Origin of the sequence: Streptomyces sp. NBC_01515 (assembly GCF_045040345.1) — a bacterium.
Lineage (GTDB): Bacteria > Actinomycetota > Actinomycetes > Streptomycetales > Streptomycetaceae > Streptomyces.
Genome location: NZ_CP109416.1, coordinates 10,492,178 through 10,516,632 on the forward strand (window position 1 = coordinate 10,492,178; position 24,455 = coordinate 10,516,632).

23 protein-coding genes and 1 pseudogene are annotated in these 24,455 nt (G+C 68.6%); 13 read left to right on the forward strand and 11 right to left on the reverse strand.

Features of this window, described 5'->3' with window-relative positions; translation table 11 throughout:
• Positions 1-111: 111 nt before the first annotated feature.
• The 3 genes from OG407_RS46390 to OG407_RS46400 all read left to right on the forward strand — a co-directional run bounded on the left by OG407_RS46390 (position 112) and on the right by OG407_RS46400 (position 3,818).
• Positions 112-2,349, forward strand: a complete 2,238-nt coding sequence (locus tag OG407_RS46390) for an MMPL family transporter (protein ID WP_405867067.1) — start codon at positions 112-114, stop codon at positions 2,347-2,349.
• Positions 2,350-2,433: 84 nt separating this feature from the next.
• Positions 2,434-2,886, forward strand: coding sequence for a MarR family winged helix-turn-helix transcriptional regulator (locus tag OG407_RS46395; RefSeq protein WP_405867069.1), 453 nt, complete (start codon positions 2,434-2,436; stop codon positions 2,884-2,886).
• Positions 2,886-3,818: an NADP-dependent oxidoreductase gene (locus tag OG407_RS46400; RefSeq protein ID WP_405867071.1), complete on the forward strand. Its 933-nt coding sequence runs from the start codon at positions 2,886-2,888 to the stop codon at positions 3,816-3,818. Before OG407_RS46395 ends, OG407_RS46400 begins: the two co-directional genes overlap by 1 nt.
• A gap of 12 nt (positions 3,819-3,830) precedes the next feature.
• Here the strand turns inward: OG407_RS46400 and OG407_RS46405 are convergent, their stop codons facing one another.
• Positions 3,831-4,793 (reverse strand): GlxA family transcriptional regulator, encoded by a 963-nt coding sequence (locus OG407_RS46405; protein WP_405867073.1) that lies wholly within the window; start codon positions 4,791-4,793, stop codon positions 3,831-3,833.
• Positions 4,794-4,905: 112 nt separating this feature from the next.
• Here OG407_RS46405 and OG407_RS46410 point away from each other — a divergent pair, with 112 nt between their 5' ends.
• On the forward strand, positions 4,906-5,202 hold the full coding sequence (locus OG407_RS46410) for a putative quinol monooxygenase (RefSeq protein ID WP_405867075.1): 297 nt from the start codon (positions 4,906-4,908) through the stop codon (positions 5,200-5,202).
• Between the two features lie 94 nt (positions 5,203-5,296).
• On the opposite strand, the gene eno is transcribed toward OG407_RS46410, so the two are convergent.
• Positions 5,297-6,580, reverse strand: coding sequence for a phosphopyruvate hydratase (gene eno / locus OG407_RS46415; protein ID WP_405867077.1), 1,284 nt, complete (start codon positions 6,578-6,580; stop codon positions 5,297-5,299).
• A 100-nt stretch (positions 6,581-6,680) separates the two neighbouring features.
• Here eno and OG407_RS46420 point away from each other — a divergent pair, with 100 nt between their 5' ends.
• Positions 6,681-7,547 (forward strand): winged helix-turn-helix transcriptional regulator, encoded by an 867-nt coding sequence (locus OG407_RS46420; RefSeq protein WP_405867079.1) that lies wholly within the window; start codon positions 6,681-6,683, stop codon positions 7,545-7,547.
• 59 nt (positions 7,548-7,606) lie between these two features.
• Here OG407_RS46420 and OG407_RS46425 read toward each other — a convergent pair whose 3' ends face one another.
• Both OG407_RS46425 and OG407_RS46430 read right to left on the reverse strand, forming a co-directional pair.
• A complete protein-coding gene (locus OG407_RS46425) occupies positions 7,607-8,383 on the reverse strand; it encodes an SDR family oxidoreductase (RefSeq protein ID WP_405867081.1) in 777 nt (258 codons plus the stop codon).
• A gap of 135 nt (positions 8,384-8,518) precedes the next feature.
• Positions 8,519-9,454 (reverse strand): hypothetical protein, encoded by a 936-nt coding sequence (locus OG407_RS46430; protein WP_405867083.1) that lies wholly within the window; start codon positions 9,452-9,454, stop codon positions 8,519-8,521.
• A 360-nt stretch (positions 9,455-9,814) separates the two neighbouring features.
• Between OG407_RS46430 and OG407_RS46435 the strand changes: the two genes are divergently transcribed.
• Positions 9,815-10,012 carry a phosphotransferase gene (locus OG407_RS46435; protein WP_405867085.1) on the forward strand — a complete coding sequence of 66 codons (198 nt, stop codon included), beginning with the start codon at positions 9,815-9,817 and terminating at the stop codon, positions 10,010-10,012.
• Positions 10,013-10,140: 128 nt separating this feature from the next.
• Positions 10,141-11,015 (forward strand): annotated as a pseudogene (locus tag OG407_RS46440) (IS5 family transposase).
• A 21-nt stretch (positions 11,016-11,036) separates the two neighbouring features.
• On the opposite strand, the gene OG407_RS46445 reads toward OG407_RS46440, so the two are convergent.
• Positions 11,037-11,357 carry an EthD domain-containing protein gene (locus tag OG407_RS46445; RefSeq protein WP_405867087.1) on the reverse strand — a complete coding sequence of 107 codons (321 nt, stop codon included), beginning with the start codon at positions 11,355-11,357 and terminating at the stop codon, positions 11,037-11,039.
• Positions 11,358-11,434: 77 nt separating this feature from the next.
• Between OG407_RS46445 and OG407_RS46450 the strand changes: the two genes are divergently transcribed.
• Positions 11,435-12,031 carry a TetR/AcrR family transcriptional regulator gene (locus OG407_RS46450; RefSeq protein ID WP_405867089.1) on the forward strand — a complete coding sequence of 199 codons (597 nt, stop codon included), beginning with the start codon at positions 11,435-11,437 and terminating at the stop codon, positions 12,029-12,031.
• Positions 12,032-12,094: 63 nt separating this feature from the next.
• Here OG407_RS46450 and OG407_RS46455 read toward each other — a convergent pair whose 3' ends face one another.
• Together OG407_RS46455 and OG407_RS46460 are read right to left on the reverse strand one after the other, a co-directional pair.
• Complete coding sequence (locus tag OG407_RS46455; RefSeq protein ID WP_405867091.1) at positions 12,095-13,273, reverse strand: permease; 1,179 nt, start codon at positions 13,271-13,273, stop codon at positions 12,095-12,097.
• A gap of 122 nt (positions 13,274-13,395) precedes the next feature.
• A complete protein-coding gene (locus OG407_RS46460) occupies positions 13,396-13,989 on the reverse strand; it encodes a DUF2218 domain-containing protein (protein ID WP_405867093.1) in 594 nt (197 codons plus the stop codon).
• Between the two features lie 122 nt (positions 13,990-14,111).
• Here OG407_RS46460 and OG407_RS46465 point away from each other — a divergent pair, with 122 nt between their 5' ends.
• From OG407_RS46465 to OG407_RS46485, 5 genes are all read left to right on the forward strand, one after another.
• On the forward strand, positions 14,112-14,690 hold the full coding sequence (locus OG407_RS46465) for a TetR/AcrR family transcriptional regulator (RefSeq protein WP_405867095.1): 579 nt from the start codon (positions 14,112-14,114) through the stop codon (positions 14,688-14,690).
• Positions 14,687-15,433 carry a hypothetical protein gene (locus OG407_RS46470; protein WP_405867097.1) on the forward strand — a complete coding sequence of 249 codons (747 nt, stop codon included), beginning with the start codon at positions 14,687-14,689 and terminating at the stop codon, positions 15,431-15,433. Before OG407_RS46465 ends, OG407_RS46470 begins: the two co-directional genes overlap by 4 nt.
• Before the next feature lie 188 nt (positions 15,434-15,621).
• On the forward strand, positions 15,622-16,767 hold the full coding sequence (locus tag OG407_RS46475) for an ABC transporter substrate-binding protein (RefSeq protein WP_405867099.1): 1,146 nt from the start codon (positions 15,622-15,624) through the stop codon (positions 16,765-16,767).
• 85 nt (positions 16,768-16,852) lie between these two features.
• Positions 16,853-18,100 carry a sensor histidine kinase gene (locus OG407_RS46480; protein WP_405867101.1) on the forward strand — a complete coding sequence of 416 codons (1,248 nt, stop codon included), beginning with the start codon at positions 16,853-16,855 and terminating at the stop codon, positions 18,098-18,100.
• Positions 18,097-18,744 carry a response regulator gene (locus OG407_RS46485; RefSeq protein WP_405867103.1) on the forward strand — a complete coding sequence of 216 codons (648 nt, stop codon included), beginning with the start codon at positions 18,097-18,099 and terminating at the stop codon, positions 18,742-18,744. Before OG407_RS46480 ends, OG407_RS46485 begins: the two co-directional genes overlap by 4 nt.
• Here OG407_RS46485 and OG407_RS46490 read toward each other — a convergent pair.
• The 4 genes from OG407_RS46490 to OG407_RS46505 all read right to left on the reverse strand — a co-directional run bounded on the left by OG407_RS46490 (position 18,737) and on the right by OG407_RS46505 (position 24,197).
• The gene (locus OG407_RS46490; protein WP_405867105.1) at positions 18,737-20,791 is read right to left on the reverse strand and encodes a beta-galactosidase; all 2,055 of its coding nucleotides are present in this window, start codon (positions 20,789-20,791) and stop codon (positions 18,737-18,739) included. The genes OG407_RS46485 and OG407_RS46490 overlap by 8 nt on opposite strands.
• 138 nt (positions 20,792-20,929) lie before the next feature.
• Positions 20,930-22,270: an ABC transporter substrate-binding protein gene (locus tag OG407_RS46495; protein WP_405867107.1), complete on the reverse strand. Its 1,341-nt coding sequence runs from the start codon at positions 22,268-22,270 to the stop codon at positions 20,930-20,932.
• A gap of 46 nt (positions 22,271-22,316) precedes the next feature.
• Positions 22,317-23,267, reverse strand: a complete 951-nt coding sequence (locus tag OG407_RS46500; RefSeq protein WP_405867109.1) for a carbohydrate ABC transporter permease — start codon at positions 23,265-23,267, stop codon at positions 22,317-22,319.
• 3 nt (positions 23,268-23,270) lie between these two features.
• Entirely contained in the window at positions 23,271-24,197 is a 927-nt protein-coding gene (locus OG407_RS46505; RefSeq protein WP_026150398.1) for a carbohydrate ABC transporter permease, read from the reverse strand.
• Between the last annotated feature and the right edge of the window lie 258 nt (positions 24,198-24,455).

The window sequence follows — 24,455 nt, forward strand, 5'->3', positions numbered from 1 at the left end:
CGCTAACGTCGTGCTCGGCGACGAAGAGTGCCCCCATTGATCAACTCCGGCTGTTTCGCGCCCCTTTCACCGTATGGACATCAAACGTATGGATATCTAAGGAGAACAGGCGTGTTTGAACGCATAGCCGAACTGGCCATCCGCCGCTCCCGGCTGGTCCTTGTCGTCGCCGTCGTGGCCGTGGCCCTCATGGGCGTCCTGGGCGCGGGCGCGTTCGCCAAGCTGCAGGGCGGCGGCTACGACGACCCGGCCTCCCAGTCCTCCAAGGCCGCGAAGGCCATCGACCGGAAGTTCGGCGGGGAGACGAATCTGGTGCTGTTGGTCGGTGCTTCCGAAGGGCGCGTCGACGCCCAGGACGCGCGGCGGAGCGGCCGGGACCTGGTGGCCGAACTCAAGAAGGACCAGCACCTTGAGAACGTCATCTCGTACTGGGACACGGGCAGTTCGGACCTCCGCTCCAAGGACGGTCGCGACGCCATGGTCCTCGCCCATGTGAAGGGCGACGACACCGAGCGGGACGAGAACGCGAAGAGCGTCATCGACGCCTACACCGGGACGTACGAGAAGACACTCACCGTCCGGGCGGGCGGTGGCGCCGCCGTGACCAGCGGGATGGGCACCCAGTCGGGCGAGGATCTCGTCCTCGCCGAGTCCATCGCCGTGCCGCTCACCCTCGTACTGCTCCTGCTCGTCTTCGGCAGCATGATCGCGGCCCTGCTGCCGCTGGCGATCGGGACCATCGCCATCGCGGGGACGTTCGCGGAGCTGTACGTCCTCGGCAGCGTCACCGACGTCTCCGTCTTCGCGATCAACCTGACCACCGCGCTGGGCCTAGGCCTCGGCATCGACTACGCCCTGCTGATGGTCAGCCGGTTCCGCGAGCAGCTCGCGTCAGGGGCGAGCGTGGACGACGCCGTCCGGCGCACGGTGAGCACGGCGGGCCGCACGGTCGCGTTCTCCGCCGCGACCGTCGCAGCAGCGCTCGCCGCACTCCTGGTGTTCCCGCAGTACTTCCTGCGCTCGTTCGGCTACGCCGGTGTCGGCGTCGTCGTCATCGCGGCCGTCAGCACCCTGTTCGTCATGCCGGCCCTGTTCGTCGTCCTGGGCCACCGGGTCAGCGGCGGGCGGCTGCCCTGGGCGAACCGCACGCGTCCCGCCACCCGCGCACCCCTGTGGGGACGGCTCGCCGCCACCGTCATGAAGCGGCCCGCGCTCACCGCACTGCCCGTCCTCGCGGTCCTGCTGGTCGCGGCGAGCCCGCTCCTCGGCATCACCTTCGGCACCCCGGACGAACGCGTCCTGCCCGAGAACGCCACGAGCCGCCAGGTCTCCTCCGTGCTGCGCGAGAAGTTCAACGGCAACGACGACTCCGCCCTCCACATCGTCATCGACAAGCCCCTGAGCAAGGCTCCGCTGGAGTCGTACGCGACCGAACTGTCCGGGCTCAAGGGCGTCGTCCGTGTCGAGACCAGCACGGGAACCTACGCCGACGGACAGTCCGCGGCGACCGCCCCCGGCAACACCGCCCTGGCCCGCCCCGACGCGCAGCAGCTCAACGTCGTGAGCACCCTGACACCGAAGTCCGACGCGGCCCAGAGCCTGGTCAAGGACGTGCGGGCGGTCGCCGCACCCGCCGGAACACACCCTCTGGTAGGCGGAGTTGACGCCGTACTGGTCGACGCCAAGCACTCCGTCGGCAGCCGGCTCCCGCTCGCCGTGGCCCTGGTCGCCCTCACCACCTTCCTCCTGCTCTTCCTCTTCACCGGCAGCGTCGTCCAGCCGCTGCGCGCGCTGCTCCTCAACATGGTCAGCCTGGGCGCGACCCTCGGCGTCATGACCTGGATCTTCCAGGACGGCCACCTCTCCTCCGTGCTCGGCTTCACGCCACAGCCCATGGACGTCTCCATGACCGTGCTGATGTTCTGCATCGCCTTCGGCCTCTCGATGGACTACGAGGTCTTCGTCACCAGCCGGATCAAGGAACTCCACGACCTCGGTGCGGACAACAAGTCCGCCGTGACCAACGGCCTCGGCCACACGGGACGCATCGTCACCGCGGCCGCCTGCCTGCTCGCGGTGAGCTTCTTCGCCTTCGGGACGGCGAAGCTCAGCTTCATGCAACTCTTCGGCCTGGGCAGCGGGTTGGCCATCCTCATCGACGCCGTCGCCGTACGCGGCATCCTCGTCCCCGCCGCGATGCGCGTGCTCGGCCGCGCGGCCTGGTACGCGCCCGGTTTCCTGCGCAGGTTCCACGCGCGGTTCGGTCTGAGCGAGGGCGGTCCCGCGCACGCCGTCGCTCCGGAGCTCGTCACCGAGCCGTCGTACGGGAAGGACTCGACGCAGGTCTGATCACGCGGGACCACAGGTAGCCAGCGAGATGCATTAGCTCTAATATGATTAGAGCTAATGCATCTCGCTGGAAGGACCCCGTCCGTGGACCTGCGGCAAGTCTTCGACGATCTCGTGCGCTTCGAGACCGACCTGTGGAACGGGATCGACGCCCGGCTCCGACAGGAGTGCGACGTGACCCTGGGCGGCCTGAACGTGATGCTCGTCGTCGAGCGCGAGGGCTCCTGCCGGGTGAACGACATAGCCACCGCCCTCTCCATCACGGTCGGCGGCGCGAGTCAGGCCGTCGACCGGCTGGAGAAACTCGGCCAGTGCACCCGGCGCCCCCACCCCGCCGACCGCCGCTCCTCGATCGTCGAACTGACGGCGGGCGGGCGGGAGTTGGTGGCGGAGGCGGGTCCAGTGTTCGACCGCGAACTCGTGACACGGCTGTCCGCCCCACTCCCGGACACCGCACTCGGCCACCTGGCCAATGCGCTCGCCGTGCTGCGCGCCACCACCCCACCCAGCTCAACACCCCTGACGAAGGAGACCTGATGAGCACCACCCAAGCGCGAGCAGTGCGCTTCGACGAGTACGGCGACCGTGACGTCCTCCGCGTCACCGAGGTGCCGATGCCCCAACCCGCCGCGGGAGAAGTCCTCGTGGAGGTACGGGCGGCCGGCATCAACCCCGGTGAGGCGGCCATCCGTTCGGGCGCGATGCACGAGCGGTTCCCCGCGACCTTCCCGTCCGGCCAGGGCAGCGACCTCGCCGGTGTCGTCACCGAACTCGGCCCGGGCGTCACCGACTTCGGCCTCGGCGACGAGGTTCTCGGCTTCTCCTGGCAGCGCTCCAGCCAGGCCACCCACGTCGTCGTACCCGTGTCGCAGCTCATCCTCAAGCCGGACGCCCTGAGTTGGGAGGTGGCCGGCGCCCTCTACGTCGTCGGCTGCACCGCGTGGGCCGCCGTCGAAGCGGTGGCCCCCAAGCCCGGCGAGACCGTCGCCGTCTCGGCCGCCGCCGGCGGTGTGGGTACCGTCGTCGTCCAACTCCTCGCCGTACGCGGCGCGCACGTCCTCGGCATCGCCTCGCCCGCCAACGCCGACTGGCTCACCGCCCACGGCGCGACCCCGGTGCCCTACGGCGACCACCTCGCCGGTGCGCTCACCGCGGCGGCGCCCGACGGGATCGACGCGTTCATCGACCTCTTCGGTCCCGATTACGTCCAACTCGCCGTAGAACTAGGTATTTCCAGGGATCGGATCGAGACGATCATCTCGTTCCAGAAGGCACAGGAACTCGGCACCAAGAGCGCGGGCAGCGCCGACGCCTCCACCCGCGAGGTCCTCACCGAGATGGCCGACCTCGTCGCCTCCGGCCGTATCGAGATCCCCATCGCCGCGACCTACCCGCTCGACGACGTCCGCGACGCGTTCGCCGAACTGGAGAAGCGTCACACGCGCGGAAAGATCGTGCTCATCCCCTGAGGCGACCTGACGTCACTTACTGCCACGCAGCGCCGACGTCGTCTTCCCGGTGCGTTCGCGGAGGAGCACCCGCAGCGTGTTGGGGTGCTCGTAGCCGACCTTCCTGGAGATGGTCTCCAGGGAGAGGTCGGTGGTGCGCAGCAGGTGTGACGCGCGTTCGATCCGCAGGTCCTGGACGAACCGGATGGGGGACGTCCCGACCGTGCGCCGCACGGCACGCTGCAGGGTCCGTTCGCTGACGCCGATGGCCTGGGCGGCCTCGGGGATGCTGATGGGCTCCGTCAGATGCTCGCGGGTCCAGACCTCGAAGGCCGCGACGGTGGGATCGCTCTGGGCCAGCGCGCTGGGAATCGTGTACGCCGCCTGCGAGGGGCGGTCGTCGACCACGAGATATCGGGCGACCAGGTCGGCGAGCGCGGGGCTGCCCGCCCGGACGATCGCCAGCGCCAGATCGACATGGCCGAAGGCCGCGCCGGCGGTGGTGATGCCCTCGCAGCCGATGACCATCCGGCTGTGATCGAGCTGGACCTTGGGATACCGGTTCCGGAACGCGGGCGACAGCCACCAGGTCGTCGTGGCGCGCAGCCCGTCCAGCACGCCCGCCTCGGCCAGCAGGAAGGTACCCGCGCACGCCGAGGCAATGGGCGTACCACGATGGCGAGTTCGGGCGATCAGCTCGCGGACGGGCAGGGACGCGTCGCCGCCGACATGGTCGAGCAGCGCCGAGGGATCGCTCTCCCCGAGCGCCGGTACGACCAGGAGGTCGGCGGTATCGTCGACATCGAGCGGCTCGGGCGCCACGAGGAGGCCGGCACCGGTCCGCACCTGCGGAGCCGGGCCGACCAGGGTCACGTTCCAGGTGGGCGACGACTCGTGGAGCTGCCCGCCCAGCGCGTTGGCGTTGCTCAGCACATCGAGGATGGCCGAGAGACCCGAGTCGAACACCCCGTCGTAGACGACGACCGCTACCCGCATGGCGGAAACACTATCAAGCGTGTCGTTTCTGCCACTGATGTGATCACCGGGCGCCGCCATACGTTCGTGGTGCGCCGGAAGCCCGGCGGTTCGCACGCGAGGAGTGGTCACAATGAAGGTCGGTCTGTTGGTACGCATCGAGGCCAAGCCGGAGTACGCCGACGAGGTGGAGGCCATGCTGCGCGGCGCCCAGGAGTTGGCCGAGCGGGAAGAGGGCACGGTGACGTGGTTCGCGTTCCGCGAGACCGCCACCACCTTCGGGGTGTTCGACACCTTCGAGGACGAACAGGGCCGCCAGGCCCACCTGGCGGGGCGGATCGCCGCCGCGCTGGGGGAGGCGGCGCAGACGAAGCTCAGCGCGCCGCCGGTGATCGCCCCGGTCGACCTGCTGGGGACCAAGGTCTCCTGACCGGTGCCGGCCCGCGCCGCGATGACGTGACTCCCGCCGGAGTGTTCGCCGTCATCGAGGCGCAGCCCACCACCTGACCTCCGACGTCGACGGTTCAGCGGCGCAGCCCCAGCGCGTCGCGCCCCGCGTACCGTGCCTGGTCGCCCAAGTCCTCCTCGATACGCATGAGTTGGTTGTACTTGGCGGTGCGGTCGGCGCGGGACAGCGAACCGGTCTTGATCTGACCGCAGCCGGTGGCGACGGCGAGATCGGCGATGGTGGTGTCCTCGGTCTCACCGGAGCGGTGGGACATCACGACCGTGTAGCCCGCGCGGTGGGCCGTCGCGACGGTGGCCAGGGTCTCGGTGAGGGTGCCGATCTGATTGACCTTCACCAGGATCGAGTTGGCGATGCCGTCCCGGATCCCGGCGCTCAACAGCGCCTCGTTGGTGCAGAACACGTCGTCGCCGGTCAGCTGGCAGCGCTCGCCGAGCCGGGCGGTGAGCGCCTGCCAGCCGTCGTGGTCGTCCTCGGCCATCGGGTCCTCGATCGACGCGACGGGGTAGCGGTCGACCAACTCCGCCAAGTAGTCGGCGTGTTGGGAGGGCGTACGACGGACGCCCTCGCCCTTGTAGTCGTAGACGCCGTCGTGGAAGAACTCGGACGTGGCCGGGTCCATGACGAGGGTGATGTCGGTGCCGGGCTTGTAACCGGTCTTCTCGATGGCGTGGACGACGAAGTCGAGGGCCTCGTCGGCGGTGCGCAGATCGGGGGCGAAGCCGCCCTCGTCGCCGACGTTCGCGCTGTGACCGGCGGCGATCAGGTCGCGGCGCAGGGTGTGGAAGACCTCGGAGCCCATCCGGACGGCCTCGGCGAAGGTGGCCGCGCCGATGGGCGCGATCATGAACTCCTGGAAGTCCAGCGGATTGTCGGCGTGCGCGCCGCCGTTGACGATGTTCATCATCGGCACCGGCAGCAGGCGGGCGTCGACACCGCCGATGTAGCGGTACAGGGGGAGCCGGTGGGCGGCCGCGGCCGCTTTGGCGGTGGCCAGGGAGACGCCGAGCAGGGCGTTGGCGCCGAGTCGCGACTTGCTGTCCGTGCCGTCCAGTTCGATCATGGTCCGGTCCACGGCGGCCTGGTTCTCGGCGTCGAGTCCGATCACGGCGTCCGCGATGCTCTCGTTGACGGCGTCGACGGCGCGCCGAACTCCCTTGCCGTGGAAGCGGGTTGGGTCGCCGTCCCGGAGTTCGACGGCCTCCCGGGCACCCGTGGAGGCGCCCGAGGGTACGGCGGCCCGGCCGAGCGAGCCGTCCTTGAGCTCCACGTCCACCTCGACGGTGGGATTGCCCCGGCTGTCGATGATCTCCCGTGCGACGACCCGGCTGATGGCGGTCACGGTGCAACTCCTCACGCAGGGCCCGCGTCTCGGACATCGGCGGGCGGTAAGTTCCGACTGGAAACAAAGTGAGTCCTGAAAAGGAACTTACTATGGGTGCATGAGGAAGCACAACGCCGACGAGACCTGCGGCATCGCCCAGGCCGCCGTGGTCCTGGGGGACTGGTGGAACGTTCTGATCCTGCGGGAGATCGCCCGCGGCCACGTCCGCTTCGACGCGCTGGCCGCCGAGATCGGCCTGTCCCGCAACGTCCTCACCGAGCGCCTGGGCCGGCTCGTCGCGAACGGGGTGCTGCACCGCAGCCTCTATCAGCGCCGTCCGGTGCGCTACGAGTACGTGCTCACCGATGCCGGGGTCGCGCTGCTGCCCTTGCTCGTCGCCATGCAGGACTGGGGGGACCGATGGGTGCTGGGCGACGGAAGCCTGACCGCCACGGCTCAGGCGGATGGTGCTGAGCACGCTCGCGTGCACGCGTTGGCCGGCACGCGCGTGCCCGAAGACCTCCAACTCCCGGGTACGCAAGGCGCAGACCTGCCCGTGATCTCGCCGGACGCCGCCGCGACCGTGCTGTTCACCTACCCCGGCACGGGAGTCGACTGGGACGAGCAGATCCCCGGAGCGGCCGGCTGCACCCTGGAGAACCGCCTCTTCCGAGACGCCTGGCCCGACTTCCGCCGGGCGGGCGTGGACATACGCGGCATCAGCACCCAACTCCCTTATGAACAAGCGGAGTTCGCCCGCGTCGAGGAGATCCCGTACCCGCTCCTCTCCGACGCCCACCACCAACTGGGCGCGGCCCTGCGGCTACCGACCTTCCGAGGCGCCGGCCGCCTCCGCCACAAACGCCTGATCCTGATCGTCGACGCCGAACGGACCGTACGACACGCGCTGTTCCCGGTCGACGACATCCCGCACGCCGTCACGCGGAGCCTGCGGCTGGCTGGGGATTGCGCACGTGCGGCGTGAGGCGGGTGTGTGCAGGGGGTGTCTGTCCGGGCCCGTCGCGGGGTTCGGTCACCCGGGTGCTATGCGAACCCGCCGTTGCTCATGAGGAGTTGGCCGTTGATCCACTGGCCTTCCGGTGAGCAGAGGAAGTCGACGAGGTGGGCGGTGTCCTGCGGGGTGCCGAGACGGTTGAGCGGTGTCTGCCGGAGCACGTGCGCGCGGCCCTCGTCGGTCATCCAACCGGTGTCCACCGGCCCCGGGTTGATGACGTTGGCGGTGATGCCGAGGTGGGCGAGTTCGTGCGCTGCGGCCAGGGTGATGCGGTCCAGGGCGCCTTTGCTGGCGCCGTACGGGAGGTTGTTCACGGTGTGATCACTGGTGAGGGCGATGATCCGACCGCTCCCCGGCGCGGCGGTGAACCGTCGGCCGTACTCGCGGATCAGCAGCCAGGTGGCGCGGGCGTTGACCGCGAAGTGCCGGTCGAAGCTCTCGACGGTGGTGTCGAGCAGGCCGGAGTCGACGGACTCGCAGTGGCACATCACCAGGGCCGTGACACCGCCCAGTTCGCGCTCGACCTCGTCGAAGACACGGGCCGGGGCGTCCGGGTCGGCGAGGTCCGCCTCGACTGCCGTGGTGGCGGCGCCGTGTTGAGTGAGGGTGTCGGTGATGGTCGAGGTCGCGTCGGCCTCGGGGCCCCAGGGCATGCGTTCGTCGTAGGGAGTCCAGTAGGTGAAGGCGATGTCCCAACCGGAGGCCGCGAGTTGACGTGCGATACCCGCGCCGATGCCGACGGTTCGCCCCACTCCGGTGACCAGGGCGAGCGGGCGGAGAGGTGGATGGGCGGGGTTCGTCGTCATGGTCGGAGATCGTTCACGACCGGGATTGGATCGGCAACTGCCTTTTGTGCAGGGCTGTTTCGGTGCGGAGGCGGCTGTCGACTGCCTCCGCCGAGCAGCTCTCGACCCTCGCGGCGTTCCGTTCGGCGCGGTGGTTCAGGCCTCGATGCGAAGCCAGATGTCGCCGGCGCGAAGCCACAGGGATCCGTCGCGCCCTTGACCGCAGCGCAGGACAACCCGCCCTGGCACTTGGGTCTTGTGCCGCTCGGTCACGCTCCAGGTGTCGCCGAGCAGCTCGGCCCGGACGACTTCGGTCGTCGGCTCGTCGTGATCGCGTTTGGTCAGGACCGCCCGATCGCCGCGTACGGCGAATCCGTCCGGTTGGGGCACAGGACTGGGCCAGCTGGTCACCTCGCCCGTGGACGGGGTGATCCGGGTGAGGAACGTGCGGCCGCGACGGGTCCCGGAGTACCAGATCAGCCACACCCGGTCGCCCTCGGTGGCGGCGGTGCAACCCCCCAGAGGCACGTCGGGAAGCCGGCCTTCAGGGGTCCAGATCGATTCCCCCGCGCCACTCCACCCGGCGAGCCCGGCCCCCGACTCCGGATGCCCTCCGTAGATGCCTTCGTCACCGTGGGCCGTCCAGATCGATCCGTTGTGGTCGGTCACCAACGCCGGGATGTCGTCGCCGATGCAGAAGAAGTCCTGCTGTTCGCCGCTCGTCAGGGAGAACACGGCGGCGTTCGGCTTCCACGAACCCGTGTCCTCCTTGCGCGTACGACCGCCCGCGACGAGGAGCCGGGAGTCCGGGAGAAGGGCGATGTGACTGGGCCAGACCCGCACATCCCTGATCGGCCGGCGTTGAACTGATCCGTCGGCCTGCCGAATCACCAACACCCCGTCGAACGGCAGCTTCGGGCCCCATCCCACCCAGCCCTTGATGTAGTGGATCCGGTGCAGGTACTTCCGATGAACGAGCAGAACGGCGAGTTCCCCTGCCGGGCCGACGGTCCACCACAGGGGGCGTCGCCCTGCCCAGAGATCGATGACCGATGGTGCCCACACCCTCTCGATCTCGACGACCGCCGACATCGCGTCCCCCCTTTTTTCGACCGCAGCACGGTAACAGGCCGTCCACGTAAGCTACTTGGTCGACAATCCGCCTTCGCCGCCGCGCCAGAAGACCGGCACGCGAGGAGATCCACATGTCCGCCGACCCCCGCCCGTACGTCGACGAAGGGGATGTGGAGACCGATGAACAGGGCCGGATGATCCTGACCTACCTCCTGCCTACCTACCTACCTTGCGGGCGACGTCGGCAACTACCCCCTGCCCGACGCCATCCGCAGCAGCCAGGGACTCACCACCTCGGCACACCTCCTGCGCCGCCACCACGACGCCACCACCGACCTCGCCCAACACCCCGGCGGTGACTGGCAGTTCGACGCGCTCGTGCCGGTCGAGGTGATCTGTCACGGCGACTTCGCCCCGTACAACTGCGTCTTCACCGGCGAAGGGGCCGTAGGACTCATCGACTTCGACGCTGCCCGTCCCGGCCCCCGCGCCTGGGACCTCGCCCTGCACGTAGGGGACATCGACTCCATCCGCGACCGCGCCGAGTTCTGGTCACGGCTTGTCGTCAAACCGTAGGGCGGCGGTGTCACGCATCGAGGGGACCAGGCCCGCTCCACGGTGCGTACGGCAGGACAGACCTCGGTGTCGGACAGGTACTGGGGCGTGTTGTGAGAGTGGATCTGGTTTTTCGATGATCATGTGCTGTGGGGCGTGGTGATCTGACGAATGGCCAGTGGGCCAGGCTTGAGCCGTTGCTGCCGCAGGGCGTCAAGTCGGGGCGTCCGTCGGTGTGGTCGCGAGGGCGGCTGATCGATGGCATACGGTGGCGGACCCGGACGGGTGCCCCGTGGCGTGATGTCCCGGAACGGTGTGGTCCGTGCGACCGGGTTTACGACCTCTTCCGGCGGTGGCGGCGGGGCGGGACCTGGGCCCGGATCCTTACCCGGCTCCAGGCCGACGCGGACGCGAAGGGCCTGATCACCTGGGACGTGAACGTCGACTCGACGGTGTGCCGAGTCCATCAGCACGCCGCCGGGGCGGCGAAAAGGGGGACCTTCAGAAGGAACCGCCCGGTGGCGTCTTCGGCGAGCCGACCGACCACGGACTCGGCCGGTCCCGAGGCGGGCTGACCACCAGGATTCACCTTGCCATCGAGCAGGGCCAGAAGCCGCTGTCCGTCGTGATCACGGCCGGGTAGCGGGGCGATTCCCCACGGTTCGAGCCGTTCCTGGAAGCGATCCGGGTCCCTCGACTCGGACGCGGTCGGCCGCGCAGACGTCCCGACCGGGTTCGTGCGGGCAAGGCATACGATTCCCAAAAGAATCGTGCTTACCTGCGCAGACGTGGAATCAAGGCCACGATCCCGGTCCCGGCGGCCCGGGTCCGCAACCGCCGGAGACTCGGCTCCAAGGGTGGCCGGCCACCGAAGTTCGACAAGACCGACTACAAAGAGCGCCACGCGGTCGAATGCGGCATCAACCGACTCAAACGTCACCGGGCTATCGCCGCGAGATACGACAAACTCTCCGCGCGCTACGAAGCAACCGTGCTGGTCGCGGCCATCAACGAGTGGCTGTGACCAACACTGCCGCAACGCTCCCTAGACCAACTGCACCCTGCGGTCCAGAACGGCCGAGTGAATACCCACGGACGTCTCCCGCATGTACGCCGTCCGTAGTTCGTGCGCCTTCCGGTATGCCTCCGTGGCGAGGGCCTCGCGCATCTCCTTCTCCGACTCGAAGCCGATCCGCACGATCGCGTCGATCGGCTCCTCCTCCCCGTCCGTCGCAAGGTCCGTCAGGTAGTACTGCACGTACTCCTTGACCTGGGGAAGCGCTACATAGGTCGGTCCATACTCCAGTTCCATGAACCGGCGGAAGTCCTCCGTGGAAACCTCCGGGCGCTTCCTGATCACCGTCATCAGCCTGAGCATGCCGCCACCACCCTCCTGAACACCTGTTCATTGCAAGCTATCATGAACAGGTGTTCAATGAATCGGTGACCAAGGCAGACAACCGCGACCTCCGCTCCCGGCTCGTGGCCACCGCGATCGGCATGCTGGCGGAGCCCCAAGCGGTGGCGGTTCCGTCACTGCGCTCGATCGCCCGGAGCTGCGGGGTGGCCCCCTCGGCCGTGTACTGGCACTTCCCCTCCGAGGCGGACCTGCGCTCGGCAGTACTCGACGCCGAATACACCTCGCTGGTCGAAGCGATCGAGTCGGCCCTCGACGCCACGGACGAACTCGGCAATCAACTGGTCGCCGCCGGCGACGCCTACATCGCCTGGGGCGCCGCCCACCCGGGCGCATACCAACTCCTGTTCGAGAGCAATGACGCACTGCCGGAGACCAGAGCCGTACACGGCCCCCGACTCCAGGCACGCGTCGTCGAACTCGCGCGGCTCGTCGACCCGGACGCACCCTTTGCCTCCGCACTCCTGCTGTGGTCGGCATGGCACGGTGTCGTTTCCCTTCGGCTCCACAAAACCGAGTGGGACTGGGGAATGACCGCACAAGATGCGAATCGCCGATTGGTCCAAGCGTTGGCGACGAAGGGTGCCAGGACCTCCGATCCGGACAGGCCCACCGCTCTCTAGGAAGCAGCTTTACTGGTCGTAGCTGTCAACAAGTGGCCGTGACTGGCACTCTCGCAACACGCCCTAGTGGTGGTGGTCATGGTGCTCGTGCGCATGTTCCTGCTCGCCCTGGTCCGGTGAGCCGCCCATCATCCGCAGCATGGCCGGGCCGCCGCTGCGCAGGAACCGTACGACCAGACTCGCGGCCAGCAGCAGGAAGACGATGTTGAGCCAGGTCGTGTAGTTCCAGGTGATCCCGTCGTCGGGGATCTTGGCGTCGGCCTGGTCCGGGATGAGCCCCAGGCCGCCGAAGGCGAACTCGACGATGTACCCGGCGACGGCCATCGCCGTGAAGAAGGTGACCAGCAGGAAGCCGGCCATCCGGGCGCCGTAGTACTTCCGGTAGATGTTGAGGATCGGCAGGATCAGCAGGTCGGCGTAGATGAAGGCGATGACCCCGCCGAAGCTGATGCCGCCCTTCCACAGCACCACCGCGAGGGGCACGTTGCCGATCGAGCAGACGAAGGTCGCGATGGCCACCAACGGGCCGACGAGCGGTCCGACCAGCTTCGAGGCGAGGGGGTGGTCCGCGAGGAAGAACGTGTGCCAGAAGCTGTCCGGCACCCAGGCGGCGATCGCGCCCGCGATCAGCAGTCCGGCCACCAGGTCGCGCAGGATCGCGGCCCACTCCATGACGAAGATGTGCGCGACGGACGTGAACCCGTTCCGCGAGAACAGCCGACGGACGAAGCTCCCCTCGCCCCCGATCGACATGTCCATCGCCGCGTGCCCCTCCATGGAACCGGCCAGCCCGCGCTCCGCCTGCTCCTGCGCCCGGTCCAGCAGGCGCTGCCGCAGGAAGAGCCGGAACAGCACCGCGAGGACGACGATCATGATCGGCCCGCCGACGAACTCCGCCGCGGTGAACTGCCAGCCCATCAACAGGGCCAGGATCACGCCGAGTTCGACGACGAGATTGGTGGAGGCGATCTCGAAGGCCATGGCCGCGGTGAAGTTCGCGCCCTTGCGGAACAGCGAACGGGCGAGCGCGACGGCCGCGTACGAACAGGACGACGAGGCCGCGCCGAGCCCGGCGGACAGGGCCAGCGTGCGCGGCCGGTCGTCACCGAGCAGTCGTACGACCGTCGACCGACGCACCACCGCCTGCACGACGGCGGAGAGCGTGAAGCCGAGGATCAGAGCCCAGGTGACCTCCCAGGTCATCGAACCGGCAATGGACAACGCGTGCCCGATCGCTCCCATGAACCCGCCCCTCTCCGGTCTCCGGTGTGCGTTCGGCAGGACTATACCCCTAGGGGGTATCAAATGCGTGTGGCGGGTCCTGTCCGGTGGGTGTCGGTCGGGTACTGGTGCGATCTGGCGATCTATCCGATACGGCTTCTGTGGCGCCGTAGGGCGAGACCGCCCACGAGAGCCGCCTTCACCGCGACGACCGTCACCAGAAACCCGACGACCCAGCCGGTCCACGGGGTGTGGGCCAGGACGGTTCCGCCGAGGGCCAGGTGTAGGGCTACGGCGACGACCGCCACGCCGATGACGATGAACCGGGTCCGGCTGCCGGTCTGTTGATGCGGCGGAACCGCTGCCTCGCCGGACGGCGCGTCGACGTCCGCCCCGGGTGACCGCCACTCCACCCGCAACGGATCGCGCCTGCTGAACCTGTCGATGTGCGTGCTGACGAGATCCTGAAGCCGCTCCAGGTTCTCCTGGTCGTCGGCCTCGACGTGCACTCGCAGCGTGCCGGGGAGCGCCTGCAGGATGCACTGCCCCCACGGCAGGCGGAGCGTCCCGTCGCTGTCCGTCCACTCGACCTGGATCTGGTCGGGCCGAAGCTCCGGGAGTGTGTGGGTGCGTGGGCGATGGGTCAGGTGGCGGCCCTTGTTGTCGAAGTGCTTGCAGAGTTGTACGAGGTAGCGGCCGGGGCGGTCGGTGGGGATGCGTGCTTCGGCGGTGAGCATGGGGCCTCGGTTCAATCGGGTGTTGGGGGACTCGTGCGTATCGACCCCCGTCAGCTTTATCGAGACACTGTGTCGCTGTCAATGCATGGTGTCTCGAAGGTGGCGAGACGTATGCTGAGGCCGTGCCGAAGCTCTGGAACGAGACCATCGAGGAACACCGTCGCGCCGTACGCGACACGGTGTTGGAGACCACCGCGGTGCTGGTCACCGAGCGTGGGCTGCGCTCGGTGACGATGTCGAAGATCGCCGAGGAGAGCGGTATCGGCCGGGCCACGCTGTACAAGTACTTCCCGGACGTCGAGTCGATCATGACGGCGTGGCACGAGCAGCAGATCGCCGGGCACCTCAAGGAACTCGCCGAACTCCGGGACGGCCCCGGCGGCGCGGGTGAGCGACTGATCGCGGTACTGGAGGCGTACGCCTTCATCCAGCTGCGCCGCCACGGCCACGGCCCCGAACTCGGCGCCCTGCTGCACCAGGGCGACCACGTCGTCGGCGCCGAGCAGCACCTCCACCGCTTCCTCCGCGAACTCCTGGCCGAGGGCGCCCAGGCCGGCGACATCCGCGCCGACGTCTCGCCGGACGAACTCGCCACCTACTGCCTCCACGCCCTCGCCGCGGCCGGCGTCCTGCCGTCCAAAGCAGCGGTACGACGACTCGTCATGGTCACCGTCACGGGGCTGCGCCCGACGCCGGAATGACGGAAATCCCGGGTTTCGACGTGCTGTTGGCGCGGTTGGCGAGACACCGGCACCTGGACCTCGCTGACCTGTCGACGTCGGCGGGTGTCCCGGAACCCGAACTCCGGGCGGTGTTCGACGGCGCGGTGCCGAGCCCACCGCTGCTCCAGAGACTCGCGCCCGCGTTGCACCTGCATGCCGCAGACTTGTGCGTGATCGCCGGGGTGGCGGTACCGGACGAGCTGGCTCCCCTGGACCCGAGGGCGAGTGTCATGCTTCCTGGCCTAGTGCGGGACGCCATGGGTCTGCCACTGGAGCGCAGGCGCCGGTTGCGCCAACTCGTCCGGTCGCTAGCCCAGGAGGACCGCACGCAGCCGGTACCGGCATCGTGGGTGTACGAACGGTTCGAACGGGGTCCTGGTGGTGTGCTTCTGCGCATGATCGGCAACCGGAACCTGAGCTGGACCGGGACGGCCCGGACGTTCCTGTGTCTGACGGGCCGGTACTGGGCCGCGTCCACCTATGCGGGGGTGGGCAACGGCCGCAAGGAACTCACCCCCGACCTGCTCGTGGACTTCGCGACCGTACTGGATGTCCCCGCCGAAACCTTGTCCGTCGTCACCGGTGTCGGCCTCCCCGACGACGACCCGCCCCGGAACCCGGCGGCGGCCGACGCGGCCGAACTGCTGTGGGACGTCCGCCGTCTGACGGACGATCAGGTACGACAGGTCGGCGACGCGGCGCGGGCCGTGCCGCGCGACTGAACGAAGGGGATCGGCACCATCCCGTTCAACCGATCGGTTGAACCCCGCTTCAACCCCGCGCACACCCCTCGCTCCGTACGGACGACGCGAGCGGCCCCCGGGTGGCTGAAGAATCACGAATGACCATGGCGCCGGGCTTCCGCCGGCGCGGCTCATGGCTTCAAGCCCCCCTCAGAGAGGTCCTCAGAGTGTCCAGTTTTCTCAGTAGGCGACGTGTCCTTGCCGGTGGAGCCGGTGCCGCCCTCGGGATGAGTGTGCTCGGTGCCGCGGCCACGCCCGCCGTAGCCGCCTCGGGCGGGCGGTCCTCCCGGAGTGGTTCCGGGGCCGAGGAGACCCGGACGCTCGACGAGCTGTACCGGGCCGCTCTTGCGGACGGTGGGAAGTTGGTGGTCTATGCCGGGGGTGACACGCCGACCCAGCAGGACGCCACCAAGGCGGCCTTCAAGAAGCGTTTCCCCGCCATGGATCTGACGCTGATCGTCGACTACAGCAAGTACCACGACGTGCGCGTGGACAACCAGTTCGCGACCGACACCCTGGTGCCCGATGTCGTACAGCTCCAGACGCTGCAGGACTTCACGCGCTGGAAGGAGCAGGGCCGGCTGCTGCCCTACAGGCCGGCCGGGTTCTCGAAGGTCTACGACAAGTTCAAGGACCCGCAGGGCGCCTGGGTCGCGATCGGCGCGGTCGGTTTCAGCTTCCTGTACGACGTCGCCGCAGTCGGTGCGGATGCCCCCAAGACCCCGCTCGACCTGATCGACCCCAAGTGGAAGGGCAGGATCGCCTCGTCCTACCCGCACGACGACGACGCGTCCCTCTACCTCTACACGCTGTACGCGCAGCGCTACGGCTGGGACTGGGTGGCCGCGCTCGCCGGACAGGACGTGCGGTTCGCCCGGGGCAGCAACTCCCCGGGGGACGCGGTCTACGCGGGCCAGAAGGCGATCGGCGTCTCCACGGCCGGCACGCTGGTCTCCTCGAACCCCGTGAAGTGGGTCGTACCCGACGGCCACCCCTTCATGGCCTGGGGCCAGCGCGCCGCCATCCTGAAGCAGGCCAAGAACACGACGGCCGCCAAGCTCTACCTCAACTGGCAGCTGTCCGACGCCCAGCAGCGGGCGTCCTTCAACGGCTGGTCGGTACGGACCGACACCACGCTCCCGGCGGGACTGAAGCCGATCTGGGAGTACCCGAACGCGAACATCGACGGCTTCCCCCGCTTCATGGCCGACCGGGCGGAGGTCGAGCGCTGGAAGCAGACCTTCGCCCTCTACTTCGGCGAGGTCAAGGGTGATCCCTCGCCGGGCTGGCTGGGGCTGCACCCGGGGGCGTGACGGGTCTCACTGTTCACACCGGTCATACAGGTGGTCGATAGACTCGGGGGCCCTGTTCAGATCATGTGGCCCAAGGGGATCCGCCGTGTCCGCTCGCACTCCGCTGACCGCTCGCGGCAGTCGGCACACCCTGGAGCACGTCTCCCATCTCTCGCTGTTCCTCGTCGTCGGGGCGGGCTTCGTCCGGCTCGCCCTGATCGACGTCCCGTTGTGCTGGTACATCGTGAGCCTCAGCGGAGCGCTGGCCCTGGTCTATGCCGGTGGGCTGACGTGGTGGGACCGGATTGGGGTGCTCGGTAGGCGCGCGTGGATCCCCGTACTGCTCCTGCTGTGGACCGTGCTGACCTTCCTCACCCAGGCGCCGCTCACCACTGCCTACGTGTGGTGCGCCGTTCCGCTCGCCTGCGCCGCCCTCCGCGTGCTCGGCAGGCGGGCCGCCGTCGTGAACGTGGCCGTGATCACCGTCGTGCTCGTCGGGTCGCTCGTCCGGGCCACGGGCCGGTTCGACCCCGAGGTCGCGCTGGTGCCCGTCGCGGCGGTGTGGGCGACCGTCGCCCTCTACCGGACCCAGCAGCGGGATGCGGCCGTCCGCCAGCGGCTCGTGGAGGAACTGCGGGACACCCGGGACACGTTGGCCAAGCAGCAGCGCCAGGCAGGTGTGCTCGCGGAGCGCACCCGTATCGCCCGCGACCTGCACGACACCCTGGCCCAGGAACTCGCCGGCAGCGTGATGATGCTGCAAGTCGCCGAGCGGGACTGGGACGAGCGGCCGGATGTGGCACGCACGCGGGTCCGTGCCGTGGCCGACGGACTCGGCGCGAATCTGACGGAGACCCGGCGGATGATCCGCGATCTCACTCCCGCCGCCGTCGCCGAGGCGGGCCTGGAGGACGCGCTGCGGCTGCTGTGCGCCCGGTCGCGGACGGAAGGCGCCGGGGCCAGGGTCCAGTTCCGCGCGGTGGGCGCGCATCAGCCGGTCCTCGACGAGCACACGGCCACCACCCTCTTCCGTGTCGCCCAGAGCACGCTGGCGAACGTACGCGAACACGCCCGCGCGGCAAGCGTGTTGGTCACCTACCGGCGCCACCGGAACCGGGTGGAACTCGAAGTGAGCGACGACGGGCGGGGTTTCGACCCCGCCGCCGCCTTCGCGGCCGGTGCCCGCGCGGACCGCGGCTTCGGACTCCCCGCGGCCAGGGCGCGACTGCGCGAATGCGGCGGAGACCTCGACGTGAGCAGCGTGCCGGGGCGGGGGACCAGGATCCGCGCCACAGTCTCCGCCCCGCCCCGGATCCAGCCCGCCGCACCTCTCACCGCGGCGACCACCGCATGACCGTCGCACCGCTCCGCCTCCTGATCGCGGACGACCACGCCGTCGTACGGGCCGGACTGCACGCCCTGCTCGACGGCGAACCCGATCTCGACGTGATCGGCGAAGCCGGGAGCGGTGAGGAAGCCGTGCGTCTGGCGGCCCAGTTGACGCCCGATGTCGCGTTGATGGATCTGCGGTTCGCCGGGCCGGGGAGTGGGATCGACGGCGTCGAGGCCGTACGGAGGCTCGCCCAGCGGGCGCCGGGCGTGGCCGTCGTCATGCTGACCAGCTATGCCGGACGGGCCGATGTCGTACGGGCGTTGGAGGCGGGCGCCCGTGGTTATGTGCTCAAGGCGGGGCCGCCGGAGGAATTGTTCCAGGCCGTCCGTACGGCCGCCGGTGGCTCGGTCGGGCTTGCCTCGGAGGTCGTCGGTGCACTCGTCGGCCAAGTGGTCAGCCCCGCGCAGGAGTTGACGCAGCGCGAGGTGGAGGTCATCCGGCTGATGGCCGAGGGCCGCAGCAACCGGGCCATCGCCGAGGCGTTGTTCCTCAGCGAGGCCACGGTCAAGACCCATCTCGTGCGGATCTACCGCAAGTTCAAGGTCGACAACCGGGCGGCGGCCGTGTCGGAGGCCGTCCGCCGCGGGCTGCTCGAACTCACCTGACGGGCTGGCTCACTACGGCGACCTCCCTGGGGGAGAGCACGGGGAAACCGTCCTCGCCCGCGCTGCCGACCAGGAGTTCGCCGGACAGACCGGTCAACGGCACTGTCCCGTCGGTCCGGTTGACCAGGAACAGATAGCGGCTCTCGGCGTTCCGGCGCACGGTCAGCTCGACAAGTCCCCTTGTGGAGTCGGGGAGTTCGCTGCCGACACCGGCGGGCGCGAGCAACTCGGGGAGCAGACCCGTGAGGCCCTCGCGACCCAGTCGCGTCGAGACGTAAGCGGCCGAACCTCCGCCCACCGTACGGCGGGTGACGGCGGGGCGACCGGCGTACGTGCCGCTGCGGTAGTGGGCCAGCACCTCCACCTCGGGGTCGGCCACCGTGATCCGGTCGGTCCACAGGGAGCCCGTGGCCGTGCCGTCGAGGTCCAGCTCGACCGTGTCGCCGTCGAGCAGCGGGCCGAACTCCTCGATGCGGATGCCCAACAGGTCGCGCAGGGCGCCCGGGTAGCCGCCGAGCCAGATGTGGTCGTTCTCGTCGACGACACCGGAGAAGTACGTGGAGACCAGGTGGCCGCCCTGCTCGACGTACCGGGTGAGTTCCTTGGAGAGGGCCGCCGGGATCATGTGCAGGACCGGCGTGATCACCACGTCGTAGCGGTCCAGGGCGGTCTGCGCGGTGACGATGTCCGCGCGGACGCCGAGGTCGAGGAGCGCGGAGTACCAGTCGAGCGCTTCCTGGCGGTAGTCGAGGCGGTCGGTGGGGTGCGAGTCCTGCTCACTCGCCCACCAGGACTCCCAGTCGAAGACGATGCCGACCCGGGCCGTCTCGCGGTCCGCCCCGGCGATCGGGGCCAACGTCCGCAACGTGCGGCCGAGTTCGGCCACCGCGCGGAAGACCTCGCTGTCGGCACCGGCGTGCGGGACCATCGCGGAGTGGTACTTCTCGGCACCGGCGGCCGACTGGCGCCACTGGAAGTAGCAGACTGCGTCGGCGCCGTGCGCGACGTGCAGCAGCGAGTCACGGGCCAGGTCGCCGGGCCGCTTGGCCACGTTGACGGGCTGCCAGTTGACGGCGCTGGTGGAGTGCTCCATCAGGAACCACGGCTTGCCGGCGGAGATGCCGCTGACGAGGTTCGCGGAGAAGGACAGCTCGTCGCGGTCCTGCGAACCGGGCTCGACGTAGTGGTCGTTGGAGACGAAGTCGATCTCGGCGGCCCAGTCGGCGTAGTTCATGCCCTTGGTGTTGCCCATCACCATGAAGTTGGTGGTGACCGGTACGTCCGGGGTGATCTCGCGCAACAGGTCGCGCTCCACGCGCAGATGGTCCTTGAGCGCGTCGGAGGAGAAGCGCTTGAAGTCGAGTTGCTGGGTGGGGTTCGGGAAGGACGCGGCCAGCCGGGGCGGCAGTATCTGCTCCCAGTCGCTGTACCGCTGGGACCAGAACGCCGTGCCCCAGGCCTGGTTGAGCGTGTCGATCGTGGTGTAGCGGGCGCGCAGCCAGTCGCGGAAGGCACGGGCCGCGTCGTCGGAGTAGTCGTAGACGTTGTGGCAGCCCAGCTCGTTGGAGACGTGCCACGCCACCAGCGCGGGGTGGTCCGCGTAGCGTTCGGCCAACTTCCGTACCAGGCGCAGCGCGTGCTCGCGGAAGACGGGCGAGGTGGGACGCCAGTGCTGGCGGCCCCCGGGCCACAGGGTCTCGCCGGCGGCGGTCACCGGGAGGATCTCCGGGTGCTCCGTGCTCAGCCACGGCGGCGGGGAGGCGGTGGCGGTGGCCAGGTCGACGCCGATGCCGCCCGCGTGCAGCAGGTCCATGACCTCGTCGAGCCAGCCGAAGTCCCATGTGTCCCGGGCCGGTTGGATGCGGGCCCAGGAGAAGATCCCCAAGGAGACGATGTTGACGCCGGCCTCGCGCATCAGCCGGATGTCCTCGTCCCACACCTCCCGCGGCCACTGCTCCGGGTTGTAGTCGGCGCCGTAGGCGAGACGGGGGGTGGTGGGCTCACCGTCCGGCCCGTGCCGCAACTGGGACAGGAGGGTGGAGATCATGATGGTCCTTCCGGTTACTGCACAGGCGGTACGCGATACGGGGTGGATTCCGGGCGGGCCGCCGCTGAGCGGTTGCTGCTCAGCGGCGGCTCCCGGGGTGGTGCCGGTTGCTTCTTCGAGCCGGCTACTTCGAGCGGGTCACTTGTTGACCGTGAAGCCCTGCTCGTTGCCGTACTTGACGGAGGCGTCCTGCCAGCTCTTCAGACCCTGAGCCAGCGTCGTACCGGAGATGTACGCCTTGCCGACGGTGTCGTTGAAGATCGAGTTGGCGTACTGCTGGAAGGGCAGGTACGACCAGTCGGAAGCGACCTCGGACGCGGACTCGGCGAAGATCTTGTTGGCCTGCTGTCCGCCGAAGTACGGGAACGCCTTGTCCTGGAACGCCGCGGACTGCTGCTCGGCCTTGGTCGCCGGGAAGGCGCCCTGGTCGACGCGGGTCTGGACGCCGGCGCCGGCGTTGGCGTACTCGACGAACGCGTAGGCGAGTTCCTTGTTCTTGCCGAGCGTCGGCAGGGCGAGGGACGAACCGCCGTTCTCCGCGCTGGCCTTGCCGCCCGCGGTCCACTGCGGCATCGGGGCCGCGCGCCAGTCACCGGAGGCACCGGCGACACCGCTGACGAAGTTGGCGGGCATCCAGGCGCCGGTGGTCAGGGTGGCGATGGTGCCGTCACCGAGGCCCTTGTACCAGTCGTCGGTCCAGCCGTTGATCGGCGAGAGGAGCTTCTCGTCGATGAGCTTCTGCCAGGTCTCCGTGTACTTCTTGGCGCCCGCGTCCTCGAAGTTGACCGTCACCTTGGTGCCGTCGACCTTGTAGGGGCGCGAACCGGCCTGCCACAGCATGCTGGTGGTGAAGCCCGCGTCACCGGCGTCGTTGGCGATGTACGCCTTCGGGTCGGCCTTGTGCAGCTTGCGGGCCGCGACGACGTACTCGTCCCACGTGGTCGGGACGGCGATCTTGTACTTGTCGAAGACCTTCTTGTTGTAGAACATCGCCATCGGGCCCGAGTCCATCGGCAGGCCGTAGACCTTGTCGCCGTCGCTCACCGCGTTCCACGGACCGGCCGTGTACTTGGAGGCCAGCTTGTCGGCGCCGTACGGCGCCAGGTTGGTCAGGCCCTTGGTGAGGGAGTACTGGCTCAGCGCGAAGTACTCGACCTGGGCGACGTCGGGGACACCCTTGCCGGCCGCGATCGCGTTCGACAGCGCGGTGTAGTGCTTGTCACCGGACCGGTCGCTGACCAGGTTGATCTTGACCTTCGGGTACTTCTTCTCGAAGTCCGCGGCGACCGTCTTCAGCGTGGGCTCCCAGGCCCAGACCGTGACCGAGCCGCCCTTCTTGAGGGCCGCCTGGATGTCCGAGGCGGAGACCGCCTTGGTGCTGGAGCTGTCGTCGTCGGAGCTGCCGCAGGCCGTCGCCCCCAGGGAGAGGACGGAGAGGACGGCGAGGCCGCGCAGCAGGCGGCTGGTGGTTCTGCGCATGGAGGTGCTTCCACTTCTTCGTGGGTGGGACTACTTGAGGGTTGGGTTATTCCTTGACGCTTCCGGCGGCGAGTCCGGACTGCCAGTACTTCTGCAGCAGCAGGAACGCGGCGATCAGCGGCACGATGGTGAGCAGCGAACCCGTGATCACCAGGTTGAAGATGACGTCACCACCGATCGTCTGGGCCTGGGAGTTCCAGGCGTCCAGGCCCAGGGTCAGGGGGTACCAGTCGGGATTTTTGATCATGATGAGCGGCAGGAAGTAGTTGTTCCATGTCGCGACCGTGGTGAACAGCAGGACCGTCACGACACCGGGAGCGAGCAGCGGCAGCGAGACCTGGAAGAAGGTGCGGATCTCGCCCGCTCCGTCGATCCGCGCGGCTTCGAGGAGTTCGACCGGGATGGCCTCGGTGGCGAACACCCACATCAGGTACAGGCCGAACGGCGAGACCAGCGAGGGGATGATCACCGCCCACGGGGTGTCCGTGAGTCCCATCTTGCTGAACATCAGGAACGTCGGCACCGCGAGAGCGGTACCCGGGACCGCTACGGCACCGATGACCACGGCGAAGATGGCGCGCTTCCCGGGGAAGCTGAACTTCGCCAGCGCGTAGCCGCCGAGGATCGACAGGAAGGTGGCACCGCCGGCGCCGAGCACGACGTAGAGCAGGGTGTTCAGCAGCCAGCGGACGAAGATGCCGTCGTGGTAGGTGAACGTGTCGTGGATGTTCGACCAGAGCGCGAAGTGGTGGGCGAACCACAGGCCGTTGGAGTCGGCGAGCCCCTGCTGTGTCTTGGTCGCGTTGATGACCAGCCACACCAGCGGCACCACGGTGTAGACCAGGATCAGACCGGTCAGCACGGTCAGCAGCACGCTGCGCTTGGGGCGCCCGGGGGAGTGCTTCTTGCGGGGTGTGCGCAAGCGGGGCGCGCCCTTGTGGCCGCCGCCGGACGGCGCGGACGCGGAGGGAGAGGCGGTGGTGACGGGGGTGCTCATGGCTCAGGCTCCCTTGCGCATGCCGCGGAGCTGCACGACGTAGGCGATGACCATGGTGATCAGCCCCATGATGATGGCGACCGCCGCGGAGTAGTTGTGCTGCTGTCCGTTGAAGGACAGCGAGTAGGTGTAGAAGTTCGGCGTGTAGTCCGTCGTGATCGCGTTGCGCGCCAGCGGTCGCAGGATGCTCGGCTCGTTGAAGAGCTGGAAGCTGCCGATGATCGAGAAGATCGTCGCGATGACCAGGGCGCCGCGGATCGCGGGGAGCTTGATGGCCGTGATGACGCGGAACTGCCCGGCGCCGTCGATCTCCGCCGCCTCGTACAGCGAGGTCGGGATGACCCGCAGCGCGGAGTAGAAGATCAGCATGTTGTAGCCGACGAACTCCCAGGTGACGATGTTGCCGATCGACGCCAGGACCAGATGGGCCGAGAGCGGGTCGGGCAGCGTCACGTCGAACGCGCTGTTGATGTCACCGACCAGACCGAACTGGGTGCCGTACATGAAGCCCCACATCAGGGTGGCCACCACGGCGGGCACAGCGTACGGCAGGAAGATCGAGATCCGGAAGAAGTCCCGGCCGAACAGCCGGCCGCTGTCCAGGGCGAGCGCCACGAACAGGGCGATGCCGAGCATGATCGGCACCTGGATCACCAGGAACAGCGAGACCCGCTCCAGGGAGGACCAGAACTGGTCGTCCTGGAAGGCCTGCTTGTAGTTGTCCAGGCCGACGAAGTGGTTGCCGCCGATGAGCTGGTCGCGGAAGAGGCTGAGATAGATCGAGTACGCGATCGGAGCCAGGAAGACGAAGGCGAATACCACCGCGAAGGGTCCGATGAAACCCCACCCTGTCCAGGAACGGCGGTCTCGTTTCGCCGACGGCCCGGTAGGAGGCCGAGTCGCGGCCGCAGGGGGTTGAAGCGTCGTCATGTAGTTCCTCGCTCGTCCATCTCGGAACCGGCGTCACACGCCGTCGCGATGTCGCGTAAACAGCACGGTCCAGAACGGCCCCGGGCTGTTATGTTTACGTAAACATCTGATGGCGGCATGTCTACACTGCCCCAATGTCGGTGGTCAAGGGTCGTTTGGTGAAACACGGCCGAGGCGATCGGATCGATATGTGAGGGATACAGGTGGACACAGTGGACGGTGCCTCGGGCGGTACGGAGAAGCCACGCAGACGCGCCG